Source organism: Streptomyces poonensis (assembly GCF_014650915.1).
Lineage (GTDB): Bacteria > Actinomycetota > Actinomycetes > Streptomycetales > Streptomycetaceae > Streptomyces > Streptomyces poonensis.
Map to the genome: position 1 here is coordinate 253,652 of NZ_BMVW01000001.1, position 20,377 is coordinate 274,028.

Below are 20,377 nucleotides of genomic sequence, written 5' to 3' on the forward strand. Positions count from 1 at the left end.
TCAGCGCATCAGCACGCCCGCTCCCTCTCCGGTCTCCTCCGACGGCACGGCCAGCAGCCCGAGCTCCGCGGCCGACGCCAGCAGCGGGTGGGCCGGCAGCACGCGGACCGTGTAGCCGAACGGGCCGGTGCGGTCCAGGGACAGCGGGCCCTCGTACACCCACCGGCCCTCGACGTCCGGGCCGCCGGTCGGCTTCAGCGGCACGCACTCCGCGTCCGCGATGCGGTCCTCCGCGTCCACCCGGCCCGACACGGCCTGCACCTCGACGTCGTCGGGGGCCAGCCCGCCGAGCCCCACCAGCACCCGCAGCGACAGCGTGGTGCCCAGCTCGGCCGTGGTGGTCACCGCCGACGTCTCCACGTGGTCGACCGTGACGTCGTGCCAGGCGCCGCGTACCCGGGCCTTCCACTCGGCCAGGTCCCGGGCCGCGTCCGGGGTCAGCGCGCGGTGGGAGCGGGCCGCGGGCGCGTACAGGCGCTCCACGTACTCGCGGACCATCCGGCCGGCCAGCACCTTGGGGCCGAGGTGGGTGAGCGTCTGGCGGACCATCTCGATCCAGCGGTCGGGCAGGCCGCCTTGGCCGCGCTCGTAGAAGCGGGGCGCCACCCGCTTCTCCAGCAGGTCGTAGAGGGCGGAGGCCTCCAGGTCGTCGCGGCGGTCCTCGTCGGTGGCCTGGCCGTCCGCCGTGGGGATCGCCCAGCCGAAGTCGGGCCGGAACCACTCGTCCCACCAGCCGTCGAGGACGGACAGGTTCAGACAGCCGTTGAGGGCCGCCTTCATCCCGCTGGTCCCGCACGCCTCCAGCGGCCGGAGCGGGTTGTTCAGCCAGACGTCGCAGCCCGGGTAGAGCTTCTGGGCCATCGCCATGCCGTAGTCGGGCAGGAAGACGAGCCGGTGGCGTACGCGCGGGTCGTCGGCGAACCGGACCAGCTCCTGCACCAGCCGCTTGCCGCCGTCGTCCGCCGGGTGGGCCTTGCCCGCCACCACGATCTGCACCGGCCGCTCGGGGTGGAGCAGCAGCTCCATCAGCCGGTCCCGGTCGCGGAGCATCAGGGTGAGGCGCTTGTACGACGGGACGCGGCGGGCGAAGCCGATGGTCAGCACGTCCGGGTCGAGCACGCCGTCGATCCAGCCGAGCTCGGCCGTGCCCGCGCCGCGCTGCCGCCACGACGCGTACAGCCGCCGCCGCACCTCGTCCACGAGCTGTTCGCGCAGGGACCGCCGCAGCTCCCAGATCTCCTGGTCGGGGATGTCGGCGACGGAGTCCCAGCGGTCCGAGCCGCCGACGGTCAGCGCGTCCTCGGTGCGCTGCGCGCCGATCTGCCGCGCGCCCAGCCGGAACACCTCGGGGGCCACCCAGGTGGGGGCGTGGACGCCGTTGGTGACGGAGGTGATCGGGACCTCGTCGGCGTCGAAGCCCGGCCACAGGCCCGCGAACATCTCCCGGCTGACCTGGCCGTGCAGCAGCGACACACCGTTCGCCCGCTGGCCGAGCCTCAGGCCCATCACGGCCATGTTGAACAGGTTCGGCTCGCCGCCGGGGTAGGTCTCCATGCCGAGCCGGAGGATCCGCTCCACGTCGATGCGGGGCAGCTCCCCGTCGGGACCGAAGTGGCGGGCGACCAGTTCGCGGTCGAAGCGGTCGATGCCGGCGGGGACGGGCGTGTGGGTGGTGAAGACCGTGCCCGCCCGCACCGCCTCCAGGCCCGCGTCGAAGTCCAGCCCCTGGTCGTGCAGCTCGGCGATGCGCTCCAGGCCGAGGAAGCCGGCGTGGCCCTCGTTGGTGTGGAAGACCTCGGGGTCCGGGTGGCCGGTGAGCCGGCAGTACGTCCGGACCGCCCGCACCCCTCCTATGCCGAGCAGCATCTCCTGCAGGAGCCGGTGCTCGCTGCCGCCGCCGTACAGCCGGTCGGTGACGCCCCGCTCGCCGAGGTCGTTCTCCTCCACGTCCGAGTCGAGCAGCAGCAGCGGTACGCGGCCGACCTGGGCCTGCCAGATCCGGGCCCGCAGACTGCGCCCGCCGGGAAGGGCGAGGGAGACCTGTGCGGTCGAGCCGTCGGTCTCCCGCAGCGGCACCAGCGGCAGCTCGTTGGGGTCCAGGACCGGGTAGTGCTCCTGCTGCCAGCCGTCCCGCGACAGCGACTGGCGGAAGTAGCCGTGCCGGTAGAGCAGGCCGACGCCGATGAGCGGGACGCCGAGGTCGCTGGCCGCCTTCAGATGGTCGCCGGCGAGGATGCCGAGACCGCCGGAGTACTGGGGCAGGGCCGCGGTGATGCCGAACTCGGGCGAGAAGTACGCGACGGCGGCCGGGAGACCGCCGGACTGCGCCTGGTACCAGCGGTCCCCGCGCATGTAGTCGCGCAGGTCGTCGGTCGCGGCGGCCAGGCGCCGCAGGAAACGCCGGTCCCCGGCGAGTTCCTCGAGGCGGTCGGCCGGAACGCTGCCCAGGAGCCGGACCGGGTCGCCGCCGGACGCGGCCCAGCGCTCGGGGTCCACGGACTGGAAGAGATCACGGGTCTCCGCGTGCCAGGACCAGCGCAGATTGCGTGCCAGTTCGCTGAGCGGGTGAAGGGCTGCGGGGAGGACGGGTCGTACGGTGAACCTGCGAATCGCCTTCACTTAAGCTTCCACCTTCATGGAGGACGTGCGCGGCCGAGGGACCCACACCGCTGTGCGCCCCTTCGTCGTCACCCCCGACCGTAGCGGCGAGGGTGCCTCCACAACACGGCGCATGCGTACCCCGCACTCCGGGTCGGCCAGCTTTCCGGCGCGCATTTCGTCCTGATGTCGCCGCAACCTTCACACGGCTTTCACCTGCGATATGACCGATTCCGCCCCGCCGCCCGGCCTTGTGGGCCCTCACAGCGCACGAGAGGCTGCGCAGTGGCGTACCGGCCTTTTTCGCCCGTGTCCACCCAACGGCGGCCGAAGTACGCCGAGTTGAGGAGGGGAACTCACCACATGACCAAGACCGGAAACCGGCGTCCGCGCTGGGCGGGGGGCCTGACGGCGCTCGTCACGGCCGCGGCGCTTTCGGCCATCACTCTCCCGGCGTACGCCGCGCCCCAGGGGCGCATACTCGGCGCCGGCGAACCCGGTTCCGTGAGCGGGAGCTACATAGTGACGCTCAAGGGCGGGACGACGGCCCGTTCGGCGGCCGGCCAGGGCGTCGCCGAGACATACGGAGCGAAAATAGGCCACATCTACAGCTCGGTCCTGAACGGCTACTCCGTCCGTACCGGCGAGCGGCAGGCCCGGAAGCTCGCGGCGGACCCGCGCGTCGCGTCCGTCGTACAGGACACCCGGGTGGCGTACGACGACACCCAGAAGAAGCCGCCGTCGTGGGGCCTGGACCGGATCGACCAGCCGGACCTGCCCCTCGACGAGAGCTACACCGCGCCGGAGCCGGAGGGCGAGGGCGTCACCGCGTACGTCATCGACACCGGCGTACGGACCAGCCACCAGGACTTCGGCGGCCGGGCGAGCAGCGGCTGGGACTTCGTCGAGAACGACGCGGTCGCCCAGGACGGCAACGGGCACGGCACCCACGTCGCGGGCATCGTCGCGGGCACCACGTACGGCGTCGCCAAGAAGGCGCGGGTCGTCGCCGTCCGCGTGCTCGACGACGCCGGCTCGGGCACCACCGCCCAGGTCATCGCCGGCATCGACTGGGTGACGAAGAACGCGCACAAGCCCGCGGTGGCCAATCTCAGCCTCGGCGGCTTCGCCAACGAGCAGCTCGACGCGGCCGTGCGCACCTCGATCGCGTCCGGCGTCACCTACGCGGTGGCGGCCGGAAACGACAACCTCGCGGCCGGTCTCTACTCCCCCGCCCGTGTCAAGGAGGCGATCACGGTCGGCGCCACCGACCGCCGCGACCGGCGCGCGTCCTTCTCCAACTGGGGCCCGTCCCTCGATGTGTTCGCGCCGGGTGTGTCGATCACGTCCGCGTGGAACACAAGTGATACCGCCAAGGCCACCCACGACGGTACGTCGATGGCGACGCCGCACGTCACGGGCGCCGCCGCGCTCTATCTCGCCGACCACCCGGGCGACGGCCCGGACGAGGTGAGCGAGGGCCTCGCGAACGCCGCCGTCGCCGAAAAGGTAACGGGGCGCGGCCTCGGATCGCCGGATCGGCTGCTTCAGGTGAACAGGCCGTAACACCAGGAGATTTCCGCACATAACGGGGTAGGCGAAACCGGTCTCGTCCGCACGGACGAGGCCGGTCTTATGTGTAGACATACGCGCGAGTAGTTAACAAAGTGCCGGAATGCCCACCCGCGTAAGGTGGGAAGGCTCCTCCGGTACGCCCCCCAGGCCCCACCTCCCCCCCACCCTCATCCGCCTACGACGTTGACGCGGACAGGAGCGGTCATGCCCGCCACGCACCACTCGTCAGCACCTCCGACGACCAGCACCACCCCGGGGCCGCGTGTGCCCCGGGCGAGTGCCGGCCCGCCCGCCGCGGCGCCGGACCTCCCCCTGATCGGCCGGATACCCGTCCTCGACGTCCGGCCGGCGGTCCATCACGGGCGCCGTCCGGCGAAAGCGGTGGTGGGCGAGGAGTTCGAGATCTCCGCGACGGTGTTCCGGGAAGGGCACGACGCGGTCGCCGCGAACGTCGTGCTGACGGACCCCGAGGGGCGTACGGGTCCGTGGACGCCGATGCGGGAACTCGCGCCCGGCACCGACCGCTGGGGCGCCACCGTCTCCCTGCCGGCCGAGGGCCGGTGGACGTACCGGGTGGAGGCCTGGGGCGACCCGGTCACCACCTGGCGGCACCATGCGCGGATCAAGATCCCCGCGGGGATCGACACGGAACTCGTCCTGGAGGAGGGCGCGCTGCTGCACGAGCGGGCCGCCGAGGGCGTGCCGAAGCGCGGGCCCGAGCGGAAGGTCCTGCGCGCCGCGGTGGCCGCGCTGCGGGACGCCGGACGCCCGGTGGCCGCCCGGCTCGCCGCGGCGTTGACGCCGGAGGTGGACGCGGTGCTGGCGCGGTACCCGCTGCGCGAGCTGGTCACCGCCTCGCCCGAGCTGGCGCTGCGGGTGGAGCGGGAACGCGCCCTGTACGGCGCCTGGTACGAGTTCTTCCCGCGCTCCGAGGGCACCCCCGACCGGCCCCACGGCACCTTCCGCACCGCCGCCCGCCGGCTGGACGCCATCGCGGCGATGGGCTTCGACGTGGTCTACCTGCCCCCCGTCCAACCCATCGGCCACACCTGGCGCAAGGGCCCGAACAACACCCTGGCCGCCGGCCCCGACGACGTCGGCGTGCCCTGGGCCATCGGCTCCGCCGAGGGCGGCCACGACGCGATCCACCCCCAGCTGGGCACCCTGGAGGACTTCGACCACTTCGTGCACCGGGCGGGCGAGCTGGGCCTGGAGGTGGCCCTGGACTTCGCGCTGCAGTGCTCCCCGGACCATCCCTGGGTGGAGAAGCACCCCGAGTGGTTCCACCACCGCCCGGACGGCTCCATCGCCTACGCCGAGAACCCGCCCAAGAAGTACCAGGACATCTATCCGCTCGCCTTCGACGCCGACTTCGACGGGCTGGTCGCGGAGACGCTGCGGATCCTGCGGCACTGGATGGCGCACGGCGTGCGGATCTTCAGGGTGGACAACCCGCACACCAAGCCGGTGGTGTTCTGGGAGCGGGTGCTGGGCGACATCAACGCCACCGACCCGGACGTGCTCTTCCTGGCCGAGGCGTTCACCCGCCCGGCCATGATGCACACCCTGGCCGCCGTCGGCTTCCAGCAGTCCTACACCTACTTCACCTGGCGCAACACCAAGCAGGAGCTGACCGAGTACCTCACCGAGCTGACCGGCCGGGCCGCCGCCTACATGCGGCCCAACTTCTTCGTCAACACCCCCGACATCCTGCACGCCTACCTCCAGCACGGCGGCCGGCCCGCCTTCGAGGTCCGCGCCGTCCTCGCCGCCACCCTCTCCCCCGCCTGGGGCGTGTACTCCGGCTACGAACTGTGCGAGAACACCCCGGCCAAACCCGGCAGCGAGGAGTACCTCAACAGCGAGAAGTACCAGCTCCGCCCCCGCGACTGGGACACCGCCGAACGCGAGGGCCGCAGCATCGCACCGTTGCTGCGCAGGCTGAACGAGATCCGCCGGAGCAGTCCGGCGCTGCGGCAGTTGCGGGACCTGCACTTTCACCACGCCGACCAGGACGCGGTGATCGTCTACTCCAAGCGTGCGGGTTCGAACACGGTCGTGGTGGTCGCCAACCTCGACCCCCACCACACCCAGGAGGCAACCGTCTCGTTGGACATGCCGCAACTCGGCCTGGACTGGCACGAGTCCGTGCCGGTGCGCGACGAGCTCACCGGCGAGACCTACCACTGGGGCAGGAACAACTACGTGCGCCTCGAGCCGGGCCGCGCCCCCGCGCACGTACTGACCGTCCTGCGACCGTCCAACCCGCAGATCGGAGGGTCACCCGCAAAATGATCGTCAACGAGCCCGTCTCGGACAAGTTCGAAGACACCCCGGCCCAGGACCGTGACCCGGAGTGGTTCAAACGCGCCGTCTTCTACGAGGTGCTGGTGCGCACCTTCCAGGACAGCAACGGCGACGGTGTCGGCGACCTGAAGGGCCTGACCGCCAAACTGGACTATCTGCAGTGGCTGGGCGTGGACTGCCTGTGGCTCCCGCCCTTCTTCAAGTCCCCGCTGCGCGACGGCGGCTACGACGTCTCCGACTACACCGCGGTCCTGCCGGAGTTCGGCGACCTGGCCGACTTCGTGGAGTTCGTCGACGCCGCCCACCAGCGGGGCATGCGCGTGATCATCGACTTCGTCATGAACCACACCAGCGACCAGCACCCGTGGTTCCAGGAGTCCCGCAAGGACCCGGACGGCCCCTACGGCGACTACTACGTCTGGGCCGACGACGACAAGCAGTACCAGGACGCCCGGATCATCTTCGTCGACACCGAGGTGTCCAACTGGACCTTCGACCCGGTCCGCAAGCAGTACTTCTGGCACCGCTTCTTCGCCCACCAGCCGGACCTCAACTACGAGAACCCGGCCGTGCAGGAAGAGATGATCTCCGCCCTGCGCTTCTGGCTTGACCTGGGCATCGACGGCTTCCGGCTGGACGCCGTGCCGTACCTCTACCAGGAGGAGGGAACGAACTGCGAAAACCTTCCGGCAACGCATGAGTTCCTCAAGCGCGTCCGCAAGGAGATCGACGCCCACTACCCGGACACGGTGCTGCTGGCCGAGGCCAACCAGTGGCCCGAGGACGTGGTCGACTACTTCGGCGACTTCCGCTCCGGCGGCGACGAGTGCCACATGGCCTTCCACTTCCCGGTCATGCCCCGCATCTTCATGGCCGTGCGCCGCGAGTCCCGCTACCCCGTCTCCGAGATCCTCGCCAAGACCCCCGCCATCCCCTCCAACTGCCAGTGGGGCATCTTCCTGCGCAACCACGACGAGCTCACGCTCGAAATGGTCACCGACGAAGAGCGCGACTACATGTACGCGGAGTACGCCAAGGACCCGCGCATGCGCGCCAACATCGGCATCCGCCGCCGCCTCGCCCCGCTGCTGGACAACGACCGCAACCAGATCGAGCTGTTCACCGCGCTGCTGCTGTCCCTGCCCGGCTCCCCGATCCTGTACTACGGCGACGAGATCGGCATGGGCGACAACATCTGGCTCGGCGACCGCGACGCCGTGCGCACCCCCATGCAGTGGACCCCGGACCGCAACGCCGGCTTCTCCTCCTGCGACCCGGGACGGCTCTACCTGCCCACGATCATGGACCCGGTCTACGGCTACCAGGTCACCAACGTCGAAGCGTCCATGAGCAGCCCCTCGTCCCTGCTGCACTGGACCCGCCGCATGATCGAGATCCGCAAGCAGAACCCCGCCTTCGGCCTCGGCTCCTACACCGAGCTCGCCTCGTCCAACCCGGCGGTCCTGGCGTTCCTGCGCGAGTACAAGGACGACCTGGTGCTCTGCGTGAACAACTTCTCCCGCTTCGCCCAGCCCACCGAACTCGACCTGCGCGCCTTCGACGGCCGCCACCCCGTCGAGCTCATCGGCGGGGTCCGCTTCCCCGCCATCGGCGAACTGCCGTACCTGCTCACCCTCGCGGGCCACGGCTTCTACTGGTTCCGGCTGCGCAAGGACACCGCGTAGGCACCAGGACACCGCGTAGACACCGCACGGTTCCCGGGCGGGGCGGTTTTGCCCGTCCCGCCCGGGGCACGCATCAGTAACACCCCGACTCCCCTGGTCTTCTGGTCTTCCGGGTCACCGGGGAAAGGACACGACGCCATGTCGGAAGCCGCCACCCACTCCGTGCACCCCTCAGCGACGGCCGGCCCGGGTGCCAAGGCCGCCGCGAGTACCGCCGGTCCCGGTCTGCTCGCGTCGCTGGATCCGCTGTTGCGCGAGTGGCTGCCGCGGCAGCGCTGGTTCGCCGGCAAGGGCCGCCCGGTGACCGGGTTCACGCTGGTCTCGGCGACCGAACTGCTCCCCGTGCGCTCCAAGCTGGGACTGCTCCATCTGCTGGTGCGGGCCCACCAGCCGGTCCTGCCGACCCAGGGTGCCTTACCGCACCCCGGTGACTGCTACCAGCTGCTGATCGGGGTGCGCGAGGCCCTGCCGCCCCGGCTCGCGCCCGCGCTGATCGGGCACCTGGACAAGGGCCCGCTGGCCGGACGGACCGTGTACGAGGCGCTGTACGACATCCGGCCGGCCGAGGTGCTCCTCGAGGCGCTGCGCACCCGGGCCCACATCGGCGAGCTGCGCTTCGAACGCGACATGCGCCAGGACATCCCCTCCGGACCGGTCCCGCGCAGGGTGACCGCGGAACAGTCCAACTCCTCGATCGTGTACGGGGATACGTTCATCCTCAAACTGCTGCGGCGGATCGTGTCCGGCACCAACCCGGATCTGGAGCTGCCGCTGGCGCTGGCCCGCGAGGGCTGCCCCAGGGTTCCGGCACCCGCGGGCTGGCTGCTGGCGGACCTCGGACCGGACCGCGAGTCGTACGTCCTGGGCGTCCTGCAGCCGTATCTCAAGGGTGCGGCCGACGGCTGGGAGCTGGCCCTGCGGGAGCTGGCCAAGGGCCAGGACTTCACCGCGGAGGCGCGCGCGCTCGGGCGGGCCACGGCCGAGGTGCACACGGCGCTGGCACGGGTCCTCCCCACGGTCACCCTCGGGCCCACCCAGGTGCAGCTGATGGTGGACGGCATGACGGAGCGGCTGGAGCTCGCCGCCCAGGCGGTGCCGGCGCTGCAGTTGTACGCTCCGGCGCTGCGCACGGCGTTCGAGGCGCTGGCCGACCTGGCGGCGGAGGGGCGCACCTGGACGGCCCAGCGCGTGCACGGCGATCTGCACCTGGGCCAGTGCCTGCGCGCACCGGGCGGCGCCTGGTCGCTCATAGACTTCGAGGGCGAGCCGTCGAAGCCGCTCGCCGAGCGCCGGATGCCGCAGCCGATCGCCCGGGACGTCGCGGGCATGCTGCGCTCCTTCGACTACGCGGCCCACTCGGTGCCCCGGCCGGTGGTCCCCTTGCGTGCCGATGACGATTCCACCGCGACGGCCGCGGACTGGGCGACCGGCTGCCGGGCCGCCTACTGCACCGGATACGCGGAGGTCTCCGGGCGCGATCCGCGGACGGATCCCGTGCTGCTGCGCGCCTGCGAGACGGACAAGGCGGTGTACGAGGTCGTGTACGAGGCACGGCACCGCCCCGACTGGCTCCCCGTACCGATGGCGGCGATACGCCGGCTGGCCGCCGACGAGGACCCCGTCTGACCATCCCCTGCCCACCGCACCGTCCTTGCCCTGCCGAGGAGGCCGTACCTGTGACCCCCCGCCCCCCGTCCGACGACAGCACGCAGCAGAAGGGCGCCACCACGAACGAGCACGAGCACCAGACGGCCGAGGGCACGGCCGCGGCGGCGGCCGCTGCCGGGAAGACGGTCGCCGAGAAGGCCGTCGCCAAGAAGGCCACCGCGAAGAAGACGGGGGCGAAGAAGACGGGGGCGAAGAAGGCCACAGCGAAGAAGGCGGGGGCGAAGAAGACCGCCGACGCGCCGGAGAAGGCGGCCAGGAAAACGGCTCCCAGGAAGACAGCCGCCACGAAGGCCGCCGCCGCTGCGGCCGTGGAGGAGACCACGGGTGCGGCGCGGGCCGTCGGCACCACGGAGACCGCCGCCGAGAAGACCGCGGCGAAGAAGGCCGTCATGAAGAAGACCGCGGCGAAGAAGGCCGTCGCCAAGAAGGCCACCGCGAAGAAGGCGGCGCCGAAGAAGACCGCTGCGAAGAAGGTGGCCGCCGGCGAGGTGGCGGCCGACACGGTGGGCTCGGTGGAGCCCGCGGTGCCCGGGACCGCGGTCGCGGAGCACGGCTCTACGGGCGCCGAGCCCCCCACGGTCCCGGGACAGGGCGGCCCCGTCGCCGCTCCCGTCGCGCCGATCCCCGGTCCCCGGGCCGGGTCCGGCGAGGCCCCCGGGCCGGCGGCCCCCCGCGTTCCCGAGCCGCGCACCCCGTTCTCCCCCGCCGTCGACGGGGGCGACCGGGAGCGGCTGCTCCACGGCACGCACCACGACCCGCACTCCGTGCTGGGCGCGCACCCCGCGCCGGGCGGCGTGGTGTTCCGGGCCTTCCGCCCGTACGCCCTCGGGGTCACCGTCGTCACGGACGAGCTGCGGGCCGAGCTGCACGACGACGGCGACGGATTCTTCTCGGCCGTGCTGCCGCTCACGGCGGTGCCGGAGTCGTACCGGCTGCTGATCGCGTACGAGGGGACGGTGCAGGACACCGAGGACGCGTACCGCTTCCTGCCGGCCATCGGGGAGTTCGACCTGCACCTCATCGGTGAGGGGCGGCACGAGCGGCTGTGGGAGGCGCTCGGTGCCCGGCCGATGGTGCACCAGGGCGTGACCGGCACCGCCTTCACCGTATGGGCGCCGAACGCGCGCGGTGTGCGGCTGGCCGGCACCTTCAACTTCTGGGACGGAACCGGCTTCCCCATGCGTTCGCTCGGTTCGTCGGGCGTGTGGGAGCTGTTCGTGCCGTCGATAGACGAGGGCGAGCTGTACAAGTTCGAGATCGTCCGGCCGGACGGTACGACGACCCTGCGGGCCGACCCGATGGCCCGCCGTACCGAGGCCCCGCCGAACACGTCCTCCGTCGTGCACGCCTCGCGCCACGAGTGGGGTGACGCGGAGTGGCTGGCGCACCGGGCGGACCGGCCGGCCCACGAGGCACCGTTCTCGGTGTACGAGGTGCACCTGCCGTCCTGGCGTCCGGGCCTGACGTACCGTCAGCTCGCCGAGCAGCTCCCCGCGTACGTCAAGGACCTCGGCTTCACCCATGTGGAGCTGATGCCGGTCGCCGAGCACCCCTTCGGCGGCTCCTGGGGCTACCAGGTCACCGGCTTCTACGCGCCCACCGCCCGGCTCGGCACCCCGGACGACTTCAAGTACCTCATCGACGCCCTGCACCGGGCCGGCATCGGCGTGATCATGGACTGGGTGCCCGCGCACTTCCCCAAGGACGACTGGGCGCTGGCGGAGTTCGACGGCCGTCCGCTGTACGAGCACGAGGACCCACTGCGGGCCGCGCACCCCGACTGGGGAACGCTGGAGTTCGACTACGGGCGGCGGGAGGTGCGGAACTTCCTGGTGGCCAATGCCGTGTACTGGTGCGAGGAGTTCCACATCGACGGGCTGCGGGTCGACGCCGTCGCCTCGATGCTGTACCTGGACTACAGCCGTGAGGACGGCCAGTGGACGCCGAACGAGCACGGCGGCCGGGAGAACCTGGACGCGGTGGCGTTCCTGCAGGAGATGAACGCCACGCTGTACCGCCGGGTGCCGGGCGTGGTCACCATCGCCGAGGAGTCCACGGCCTGGGACGGCGTCACGCGGGCCACGCACCACATCGGCCCGGGCGGCTTCGGGGGGCTGGGCTTCGGGCTGAAGTGGAACATGGGCTGGATGCACGACTCGCTCACCTACATGAGCAAGGACCCGGTCCACCGCAAGTACCACCACAACGAGATGACCTTCTCGATGGTGTACGCCTACAGCGAGAACTACGTTCTGCCCATCTCCCACGACGAGGTCGTCCACGGCAAGCGCTCGCTGGTGTCGAAGATGCCCGGCGACTGGTGGCAGCAGCGCGCCAACCACCGGGCCTACCTCGGCTTCATGTGGGCCCACCCCGGCAAGCAGCTCCTGTTCATGGGCCAGGAGTTCGCGCAGGGCGCCGAGTGGTCGGAGGGCCACGGCCCCGACTGGTGGCTGCTGGATCCCGCGTACGGGGCGGAACCCGACCACCGCGGCGTCCGTGACCTGGTGCGCGACCTCAACACCCTGTACCGCGACACCCCGGCGCTCTGGGAGCTCGACACCGAACCCTCCGGGTTCTCCTGGGTGGTGGGGGACGCGGCGGAGGACAACGTGCTCGCGTTCCTGCGCTTCGGCTCCGACGGCTCACCGCTGCTGGCGGTCTCGAACTTCTCCCCGGTCGTCCGGCACGAGTACCGCCTCGGTGTCCCGGACGACGTCCCCGCCTGGCAGGAGGTCCTCGACACGGACGCGGCGGACTACGGCGGCAGCGACGTCCGCACCCCGCACCCGATCAAGCCGGAGGCCCAGCCGTGGCACGGGCGTCCGGCCAGTATCCGGCTGACACTGCCGCCGCTGGCGACGGTCTGGCTGCGGCCGGCGTAGCGGCGGCGTAGGGGCGTGGCGCGTCTCGCCGCGCCCCTACGAGGTGCCCGCCGGCGGTCAGTCGTGCTCCGCCGCGGGCGCCAGGGCCGGCGGCAGTTCCTCCGTGTGGACGATGCCGAGCGCCTGCGTCGCCCGGGTGAGGGCCACGTACAGGTCGCTCGTGCCGAACCGGCCCGGCTCCACGACCAGCACCGAGTCGAACTCCAGCCCCTTGGCCTGCCGGGGGTCCAGCAGCACGACCGTCCGGGTGAGGTCCGGCTCGGCGCCCGCCGTGACGCCGTCCAGCCGGGCGGCGAGCGACCGGTGCAGGTCGCGAGGTGCGATCACGGCAAGGCGTCCCATGGGGGCACCTCCCTGCTCGAGCGAAGCCGAGAGCTTGGGGGACGGGGTGAGCTCGGCGACCGCCTTCGCCACCTCGGCGGGCAGATCGGCCGCCGCCCGGCGGGCCCAGGGCCGTACGCCCGTGGAGCGCACCGAGCTCGGCGGCTCGAAGTCCGGGTGTTCCGCCCGGACGACACCCGCCGCGAGCTCCATGATCTCGGCGGGCGTCCGGTAGTTGACGCCCAGGCGCGTGCGCTCGAAGCGGTCCTCGACGTACGGGGCGAGGATGTCCGACCAGGCGCCGACCCCCGCCTCCTCGGCGGTCTGGGCCGGGTCGCCGACGAGGGTCATCGAGCGGGTCGGGGAGCGCCGCATCAGCAGCCGCCACGCCATCGGCGACAGCTCCTGCGCCTCGTCGACGATGATGTGCCCGAACGCCCAGGTGCGGTCGGCCGCCGCACGTTCGGCGGCACTGCGGTGGTCCTCCTCCTCCTGCCGTTCGGCGAACCGCTCGGCGTCGATGATGTCGTGCGCGGACAGCACCTCCGACGCCTCGGGGTCGTCCTCCTCCTTGTCGTCGAACTCGTAGGTACGGGAGGCGTACGACACGTCGAGGACGCCCTGGGCGTAGGCGATCTGCTCCTCGCGTTCCAGTTCCGCGGCCGCCCGCGCCGTCCGCTCGTCCCGGCCCAGGAGCTCGGCGGCCTCGTCCAGCAGGGGCACGTCCCCCGTGGTCCACGCGCGAGTCACCGGACGGCGGATCGCGTCGGCGTCCTCCGGGGACACGTACCCGTCGGGCTCGGCGAGGAAGTCGGCCACCACGCGGTGCGGGGTGAGCAGCGGCCACAGCTGGTCGATCGCCGCCCACACCTCGTCGTTCTCGGCGAGCTCGTCGCGGATCTGGGTGATGTCGCTGGGGTCGAGCAGGTTCGACCCGTCGTAGGGGTCGGTGCCGATGCGCTCGGCCATCAGGTCGGTGAGCGTGTTGAGGATGTGGCCCTCGAAGTGCTCGCGCGCCACGTTGTGCGGGAGGTCGGCCGCGCGGGTGCGCTCACGGGCGACCCGGACCAGGTCGTCGTCGAGCATGAGCACCTCGCGGTCGTGCTCGATGGCGATCACCGGGTCGGGGAGCGCCTGCCGGTCCCGTACGACGTCCGCGAGCACGTCCGCCATGTCGGCGCGGCCCTTCACACGGGCGGCCTCGGGGGTGTCCTTGGCGGTGGCCCGCACACCCGGGAACAGCTCGCCCACCGTCGCGAGCAGCACGCCCGTCTCGCCGAGCGAGGGCAGGACCTCGCCGATGTAGCCGAGGAAGGCGGGGTTGGGGCCGACGATCAGGACGGCGCGCCGGGCGAGCAGGTCGCGGTGCTCGTAGAGGAGGTAGGCCGCGCGGTGCAGGGCGACGGCGGTCTTGCCGGTGCCGGGCCCGCCCTCGACGACCAGGACGCCGCGGTGCGGAGCGCGGATGATGCGGTCCTGTTCCGCCTGGATGGTCTGCACGATGTCGCTCATGCGGCCGGTGCGGGCCGAGTTGAGGGCGGCCAGCAGCACGGCGTCGCCGGTGGGGTCCTCGTGGCCGGTGCGGGTCTCGTCGCCGAGGTCGAGGATCTCGTCGTGCAGGGCGGTGACCCGGCGGCCCTCGGTGGTGAGGTGCCGGCGGCGGCGCAGCCCCATCGGGGTGTGGCCGGTGGCCAGGTAGAAGGGGCGGGCGACGTCGGCCCGCCAGTCGATCAGGATCGGAGTGCGGTCGGCGTCGTCGGCGCGCAGCCCGATGCGGCCGATGTGGTGGCTGGTGCCGGGTGGGGGTCCCCCCTGCTCATGGGGGTCCCCCCGCTCGAGCGAAGCCGAGAGTGGGGGAGGATCCGAGAGCTTGGGGGACATGTCGATACGGCCGAAGCAGAGCGAGCCGTCCACGGCGTTCAGCGCGGCGAGCTGCCGGGAGCGCTCGGCGACGGTGATGTCCCGCTCCAGCCGTGCCTGCATCGGGGTACTCCCCTGGGCGAGCGCTTCCGAGACGGATGTCTCGGTGTCCTCGCGCAGGGCGTCCACGCGCGCGTACAACCCGTCGATGAATTCCTGCTCACTGCGCAATTCACCGTCGGGAAATTCTGTGTGCGAGCCCCTGTTTGACAATTCGACTCCCGCCCGGATATGATGTGGCCACTGGACTTCTTCGCGACTCAAATAACCTCGGGTCGCGAATCATCGAATATACGCAGAGAAATCCCCCGAGCGCAATTGCTCGGGGGATTTCTTCTGGTCTGCCGAGGTCACAGCACGTCGGAGAGCTCCTCCAGCAGCCGCCTCTTGGCCCGCGCGCCCACCATGGACTTCACGGGCTCACCGGCCTTGAAGACCATGAAGGTCGGCATCGACAGAACCTTGAACGCATTCGTGGTGGCCGGATTGGCATCCACGTTCAGCTGCACGACCTTCAGCCGTTCCCTCTGCTCCGCGGCAAGGGCGCTCAGCACCGGCGCCATCTGCCGGCACGGCGGGCACCAGTCGGCGGTGAACTCCACGAGCACGGGCAGCTCCGAGCGCATCACCTCGGCCTCGAAGTCCGCGTCGGTCACTTCCGGCACGCCTGTCGCAGTACTCACCGCTGCCACCCTCCCAGTTCGCATCCGGGCTCCGGGCCGTCCGGAGCGCCCGCCTCGGCGGCCAGCATGTCGCGCGCCCGCTCGGCCCGCACGAGCTGCTCGGCGACCCGCGCGCGTACGGCCGTCAGGTCGCCGATCAGCGCGTCGAGCTCACCGAGCTTGCGCCGGTAGACCGCGAGCGAGGCCGGGCAGGAGTCGCCCTCCGGGTGCCCGGCCCGCAGGCACTCCACGAAAGGCCGCGTCTCCTCCAGGTCGAACCCGAAGTCCTGCAACGTCCGGATCTGCCGCAGCAGCCTCAGGTCGTCCTCGTCGTACGTGCGGTAGCCGTTGCCGGCCCGCCGCGCGGGCAGCAGCCCCCGCGACTCGTAGTACCGCACCGCCCTCGTGGTCGTACCGCCCCGCGACGCCAGCTCGCCGATTCGCATGCGTCGACGCTAATCCTTGACGCCGACGTCAAGGCAAACATCCGAGCGGAGAGCGGAGAAGGGGGAGGCCCGGCCGGGCGGGAAGGGGAGGTCCCGCCCGGCCGGGCCGGGGGAAGGCCGAGCGGCTGAGTGACGGGGGATGCACTCAGCCGCTCGGCGCCATGGGGGCGCGGCCGGGGCCGCGTCCCGTGCCGGTGCGGACGGCTAGGCCTTGGCCAGCTCCTTCTCGCCGCCCTGCTCGGCGGCCGGAGCCGGAGCCGACTCCGGGTCGGCCGAGGAGCCGTGCCCGCCGTGCCCGTCGTCGAGGAGCGTCTTCTCGTCGAACGGGATCTCGCCGGCGAGCACCCGGTCGACCCGCTCCTTGTCGATCTCCTTGGTCCAGGTGCCGATCAGGACGGTGGCCACGGCGTTGCCCGCGAAGTTGGTCAGGGCGCGGGCCTCGCTCATGAAGCGGTCGATGCCGACGATGAGGCCGATGCCGTCCACCAGGGCCGGCTTGTGCGACTGGAGGCCGCCGGCCAGGGTCGCGAGACCCGCGCCGGTGACACCGGCCGCGCCCTTGGAGGCGACCAGCAGGAAGAGCAGCAGCGGGATCTGCTCGCCGATCGACATCGGCGTGCCCATGGCGTCGGCGATGAACAGGGACGCCATGGTCATGTAGATCATGGTGCCGTCGAGGTTGAAGGAGTAACCGGTCGGGACGGTGATGCCGACCACCGGCTTGCTGACGCCCAGGTGCTCCAGCTTCGCGATGAGGCGCGGCAGCGCGGACTCGGAGGAGGAGGTGGACAGGATCAGCAGGAACTCACGGCCCAGGTACTTGAACAGCGACCAGACGTTGATCCCGGCGACGATCCGCAGCATCGCGCCGAGGATGACGAAGACGAAGAGCACACAGGTGATGTAGAAGCCGATCATCAGCACGGCGAGGCTCTTCAGGGCGTCGATGCCGGCGGAGCCGGTGACGGCGGCGATGGCGCCGAAGGCACCGACCGGGGCCAGCCACATGATCATGGCGAGGATACGGAAGACGAGCCGCTGGATGTGCTCGATGCCGCGCAGGATCGGCTGCCCGGCGTCGCCCATGGCCTGCAGGGCGAAACCGGCGAGCAGCGCGATGAGCAGCGCCTGCAGCACCTCGCCCGAGACGAAGGCGGAGACGATCGTGGTCGGGATGATGCCGAGCAGGAACTCGGTGGTGTCCTTGGCCTCCGGCGAGACCTGCGCCTGGCCGGTCTCCTTGATCGCGTCGGTGACCGCGAGGCCCGTACCCGGGTCCAGGATGTTGCCGACGACGAGGCCGATGGCGAGGGCCACGACCGACATGATCAGGAAGTAGACCAGCGCGAGACCGCCGACGGCGCCGACCTTGGCGGCCTTCCGCACGGAACCGATGCCGAGCACGATCGTGCAGAAGATGATCGGCGAGATCATCATCTTGATCAGGTTCACGAAGCCCGTGCCGATGGGCTTCAGCTCGACCGCGAAGTCGGGGGCGATGAGGCCCACGGCGATGCCGAGGACCACCGCGGCGATCACGGCTATGTACAGGTAATGGGTGCGGTCCCGCTTGGCGGCGGGTGCGCTGGTTCCCGTCTTCGATGTGCTGGCCACGGCTGCCCTCCTCGACGACGTCGTCGGCTCTCGGCTCTTCCGGCGTGCGGCTCACGTCCGGGCGTTCCGGGAGCGGCCTGCTCCCGGGGGGGGGGTCACGGGGGGTGGGAGCGGACTCCCGGAGTCGGGAACGGGTTCCCGATGGGTCGGGGAACGGGTTCCGCGGGGCGGGAGACCGGCACCGCGCACGGCAGCGGCTCCCTGGGGGTTGGGGGGTGACTGGGTGACTATCTCCCGGCCTGTGAGCCCGGTCACCCTTCCGTTCATTTAGTTCACGCTGATGACCGGAGGCAGACTGTTGGCATGCGCCTCCCCCGCGTCCTGCGCCCCCGCAGCCTGGCCGGCCAGCTCTTCGCCGTGCAGGCCGTGCTGCTCGCGGTCGTCGTCGCCGGGTACGCGCTCTTCTCGTACGTCAGCGACCGCAACCAGGCCGAGGAGGCGGCGGGCCGGCAGGCGACGGCCGTGGCCCGCGCGGTCGCCGACGCGCCCTCCGTGCGCGAGGCCGTCCGCGCCGGCGACCCCACGAGCACCCTCCAGCCGTACGCGACCCAGGTGCAGCACGACACCGACGTGGACTTCGTCACGATCATGAGTCCGGAGGGCATCCGCTGGACCCACCCCGACCCGGACCGGATCGGCGAGCGTTTCCTCGGGCACATCGAGCCGGCGGTCCGGGGTAAGGCCTTCACCGAGACGTACACGGGCACCCTCGGCCCGTCCGTCCGCGCGGTCGCGCCCGTGCGGGACGGCGACCGGATCGTCGGGCTGGTCAGTGCGGGCATCAAGGTGGAGGCGATCAGCGCCCGGGTGCGGGAGCAGCTCGCCGCGCTGCTGGGCGTCGCGGCCGGCGCCCTGGCCCTGGGTGCCCTCGGCACGTACGTGGTCAACGCCCGGCTGCGCCGCCACACCCACAACATGAACGCCACCGAGCTCAGCAACATGCACGACTACCACCAGGCCGCGCTGCACGCGGTGCGCGAGGGCCTGGTGATGCTGGACGGGCAGTACCGGGTGGCGCTGATCAACGACGGCGCGCGGGAGCTGCTCGGTCTGACCGATGCGGCGGTGGGCCGTTCGGTCGCCGACCTGGGTCTGCCCGCCCCGCTCACCGGCGCGCTGCTGGCCTCCGAGCCGCGGGTGGACGAGGTGCACCTGACGGCCACCCGCGTCCTGGTCGTGAACACGTCCCCGGTGACCGGCGGCCACCGCCGCGGCACGGTGATCACCCTGCGGGACGTCACCGAGCTCCAGTCGCTGATGGGCGAGCTGGACTCCGAGCGCGGCTTCACCCAGGCCCTGCGCTCGCAGGCGCACGAGGCGGCGAACCGGCTGCACACCGTCGTCTCCCTCATCGAACTGGGCCGCGCGGACGAGGCCGTCGAGTTCGCGACGGCGGAACTGGAACTCGCCCAGGCCCTCACCGACCAGGTGGTCGCGGCGGTGAGCGAGCCGGTCCTGGCCGCCCTGCTGCTCGGCAAGGCGGCCCAGGCGAACGAGCGGGGCGTCGAGCTGGTCGTCTCGGCGGACAGCCGCCTCGACGACGGCCTGCTCCCGCAGTCGCTGTCGGCCCGCGACCTGGTCACCGTCCTCGGCAACCTGATCGACAACGCGGTCGACGCGGCCCAGGGCACGACCGACGCACGGGTGACGGTGACGGCGTACACAGACGGTACGGAGCTGGTCCTCCGAGTCGCCGACACCGGCGCGGGCGTCGACCCGGCCCACGCGGAGGCGGTCTTCGAGCGCGGCTTCTCCACCAAGCCTGCGGGCCCCGGCGGCCGCGGCCTGGGCCTCGCCCTCGTACGCCAGACCGTACGCCGCCACGAGGGCACCCTGACCGTGGCGGAGGCCGAGGGGGGAGGGGCGGAGTTCGAGGCGCGGCTGCCGTTGCCTACGGTGGGGGCCGCCCCCGCCCGCGCCCGCGAGGAGGTCTCCGCCCAGTCCGCCGCACCAGGAGGCGCCGCATGACCACCGACCCGAGACCCGCGACGCCGGAACCCATCCGTGTCCTCGTCGTGGAGGACGACCCCGTCGCCGCCGACGCACACATGATGTACGTGGACCGCGTCCCCGGCTTCACGGCGGTCGGCAAGGCGCACACCGGGGCGGAGGCCCGCCGCGCCCTGGACCGCGCCCCGGTGGACCTGCTCCTGCTGGATCTGCACCTGCCGGACGTGCACGGTCTCCAGCTCGCCCGCACCCTGCGCGCCGCCGGCTACCAGGCGGACGTGATAGCGGTGACGTCGGCACGGGACCTGGCGGTCGTACGCGAGGGGGTGTCGCTCGGAGTCGTCCAGTACGTCCTGAAGCCCTTCACCTTCGCAACGCTGCGGGACCGTCTCGTCCGGTACGCCGAGTTCCACGCGGCGGCCGGCGAGGCGAGCAGCCAGGACGAGGTGGACCGCGCGCTCGCCACGCTCCGGGCCCCGAACCCGGCGGCGCTGCCCAAGGGCCTGAGCGCCCCCACCCTGGAGCGGGTCACCGCGGCCCTGCGCGACCGCACCGAGGGCCTGACCGCCGCCGGGGTCGCCGAGGCGGTGGGCATCTCCCGCATCACGGCGCGCCGTTACCTGGAACACCTGGTGGACGCGGGACGGGCGGCACGCAGTCCGCAGTACGGGCAGGTGGGCCGGCCGGAGCTCCAGTACCGGTGGGTACGGGCGCACTGACGCGCCCCACTGTTCCCTTCGCCCCTG

At 71.8% G+C, this 20,377-nt stretch carries 12 protein-coding genes; 7 read left to right on the forward strand and 5 right to left on the reverse strand.

The genetic code is table 11. From position 1 onward, the window contains the following. Nucleotides 1-2,619, reverse strand: a complete 2,619-nt coding sequence (locus tag IE242_RS01090; RefSeq protein WP_189854330.1) for a glycosyltransferase family 1 protein — start codon at nucleotides 2,617-2,619, stop codon at nucleotides 1-3. A 342-nt stretch (nucleotides 2,620-2,961) separates the two neighbouring features. Between IE242_RS01090 and IE242_RS01095 the strand changes: the two genes are divergently transcribed. The 5 genes from IE242_RS01095 to glgB all read left to right on the forward strand — a co-directional run bounded on the left by IE242_RS01095 (nucleotide 2,962) and on the right by glgB (nucleotide 12,718). Then, nucleotides 2,962-4,164, forward strand: coding sequence for a S8 family peptidase (locus IE242_RS01095; protein WP_189854332.1), 1,203 nt, complete (start codon nucleotides 2,962-2,964; stop codon nucleotides 4,162-4,164). A 213-nt stretch (nucleotides 4,165-4,377) separates the two neighbouring features. Next, entirely contained in the window at nucleotides 4,378-6,468 is a 2,091-nt protein-coding gene (locus tag IE242_RS01100) for an alpha-1,4-glucan--maltose-1-phosphate maltosyltransferase (protein WP_189854334.1), read from the forward strand. Next, nucleotides 6,465-8,165 carry a maltose alpha-D-glucosyltransferase gene (gene treS / locus IE242_RS01105; protein ID WP_189854336.1) on the forward strand — a complete coding sequence of 567 codons (1,701 nt, stop codon included), beginning with the start codon at nucleotides 6,465-6,467 and terminating at the stop codon, nucleotides 8,163-8,165. The genes IE242_RS01100 and treS overlap by 4 nt, the downstream gene beginning before the upstream one ends. Nucleotides 8,166-8,303: 138 nt before the next feature. After that, nucleotides 8,304-9,791, forward strand: coding sequence for a maltokinase N-terminal cap-like domain-containing protein (locus IE242_RS01110; protein ID WP_189854338.1), 1,488 nt, complete (start codon nucleotides 8,304-8,306; stop codon nucleotides 9,789-9,791). A gap of 50 nt (nucleotides 9,792-9,841) precedes the next feature. Beyond that, a complete protein-coding gene (glgB, locus tag IE242_RS01115; protein WP_189854340.1) occupies nucleotides 9,842-12,718 on the forward strand; it encodes a 1,4-alpha-glucan branching enzyme in 2,877 nt (958 codons plus the stop codon). Nucleotides 12,719-12,775: 57 nt separating this feature from the next. Here the strand turns inward: glgB and IE242_RS01120 are convergent, their stop codons facing one another. From IE242_RS01120 to IE242_RS01135, 4 genes are all read right to left on the reverse strand, one after another. Then, nucleotides 12,776-15,130 carry a HelD family protein gene (locus IE242_RS01120; RefSeq protein ID WP_189854342.1) on the reverse strand — a complete coding sequence of 785 codons (2,355 nt, stop codon included), beginning with the start codon at nucleotides 15,128-15,130 and terminating at the stop codon, nucleotides 12,776-12,778. A 179-nt stretch (nucleotides 15,131-15,309) separates the two neighbouring features. Next, entirely contained in the window at nucleotides 15,310-15,642 is a 333-nt protein-coding gene (trxA, locus tag IE242_RS01125) for a thioredoxin (RefSeq protein ID WP_271208617.1), read from the reverse strand. After that, on the reverse strand, nucleotides 15,639-16,067 hold the full coding sequence (locus IE242_RS01130) for a MerR family transcriptional regulator (RefSeq protein WP_189854344.1): 429 nt from the start codon (nucleotides 16,065-16,067) through the stop codon (nucleotides 15,639-15,641). The genes trxA and IE242_RS01130 overlap by 4 nt, the downstream gene beginning before the upstream one ends. 204 nt (nucleotides 16,068-16,271) lie before the next feature. After that, nucleotides 16,272-17,681 (reverse strand): cation:dicarboxylate symporter family transporter, encoded by a 1,410-nt coding sequence (locus IE242_RS01135; RefSeq protein ID WP_189854346.1) that lies wholly within the window; start codon nucleotides 17,679-17,681, stop codon nucleotides 16,272-16,274. 303 nt (nucleotides 17,682-17,984) lie between these two features. Here IE242_RS01135 and IE242_RS01140 point away from each other — a divergent pair, with 303 nt between their 5' ends. Both IE242_RS01140 and IE242_RS01145 read left to right on the forward strand, forming a co-directional pair. After that, nucleotides 17,985-19,649, forward strand: a complete 1,665-nt coding sequence (locus IE242_RS01140) for a sensor histidine kinase (RefSeq protein ID WP_189854348.1) — start codon at nucleotides 17,985-17,987, stop codon at nucleotides 19,647-19,649. Next, the gene (locus tag IE242_RS01145; RefSeq protein WP_189854350.1) at nucleotides 19,646-20,350 is read left to right on the forward strand and encodes a response regulator; all 705 of its coding nucleotides are present in this window, start codon (nucleotides 19,646-19,648) and stop codon (nucleotides 20,348-20,350) included. The genes IE242_RS01140 and IE242_RS01145 overlap by 4 nt, the downstream gene beginning before the upstream one ends. The last annotated feature ends 27 nt before the right edge of the window (nucleotides 20,351-20,377 follow it).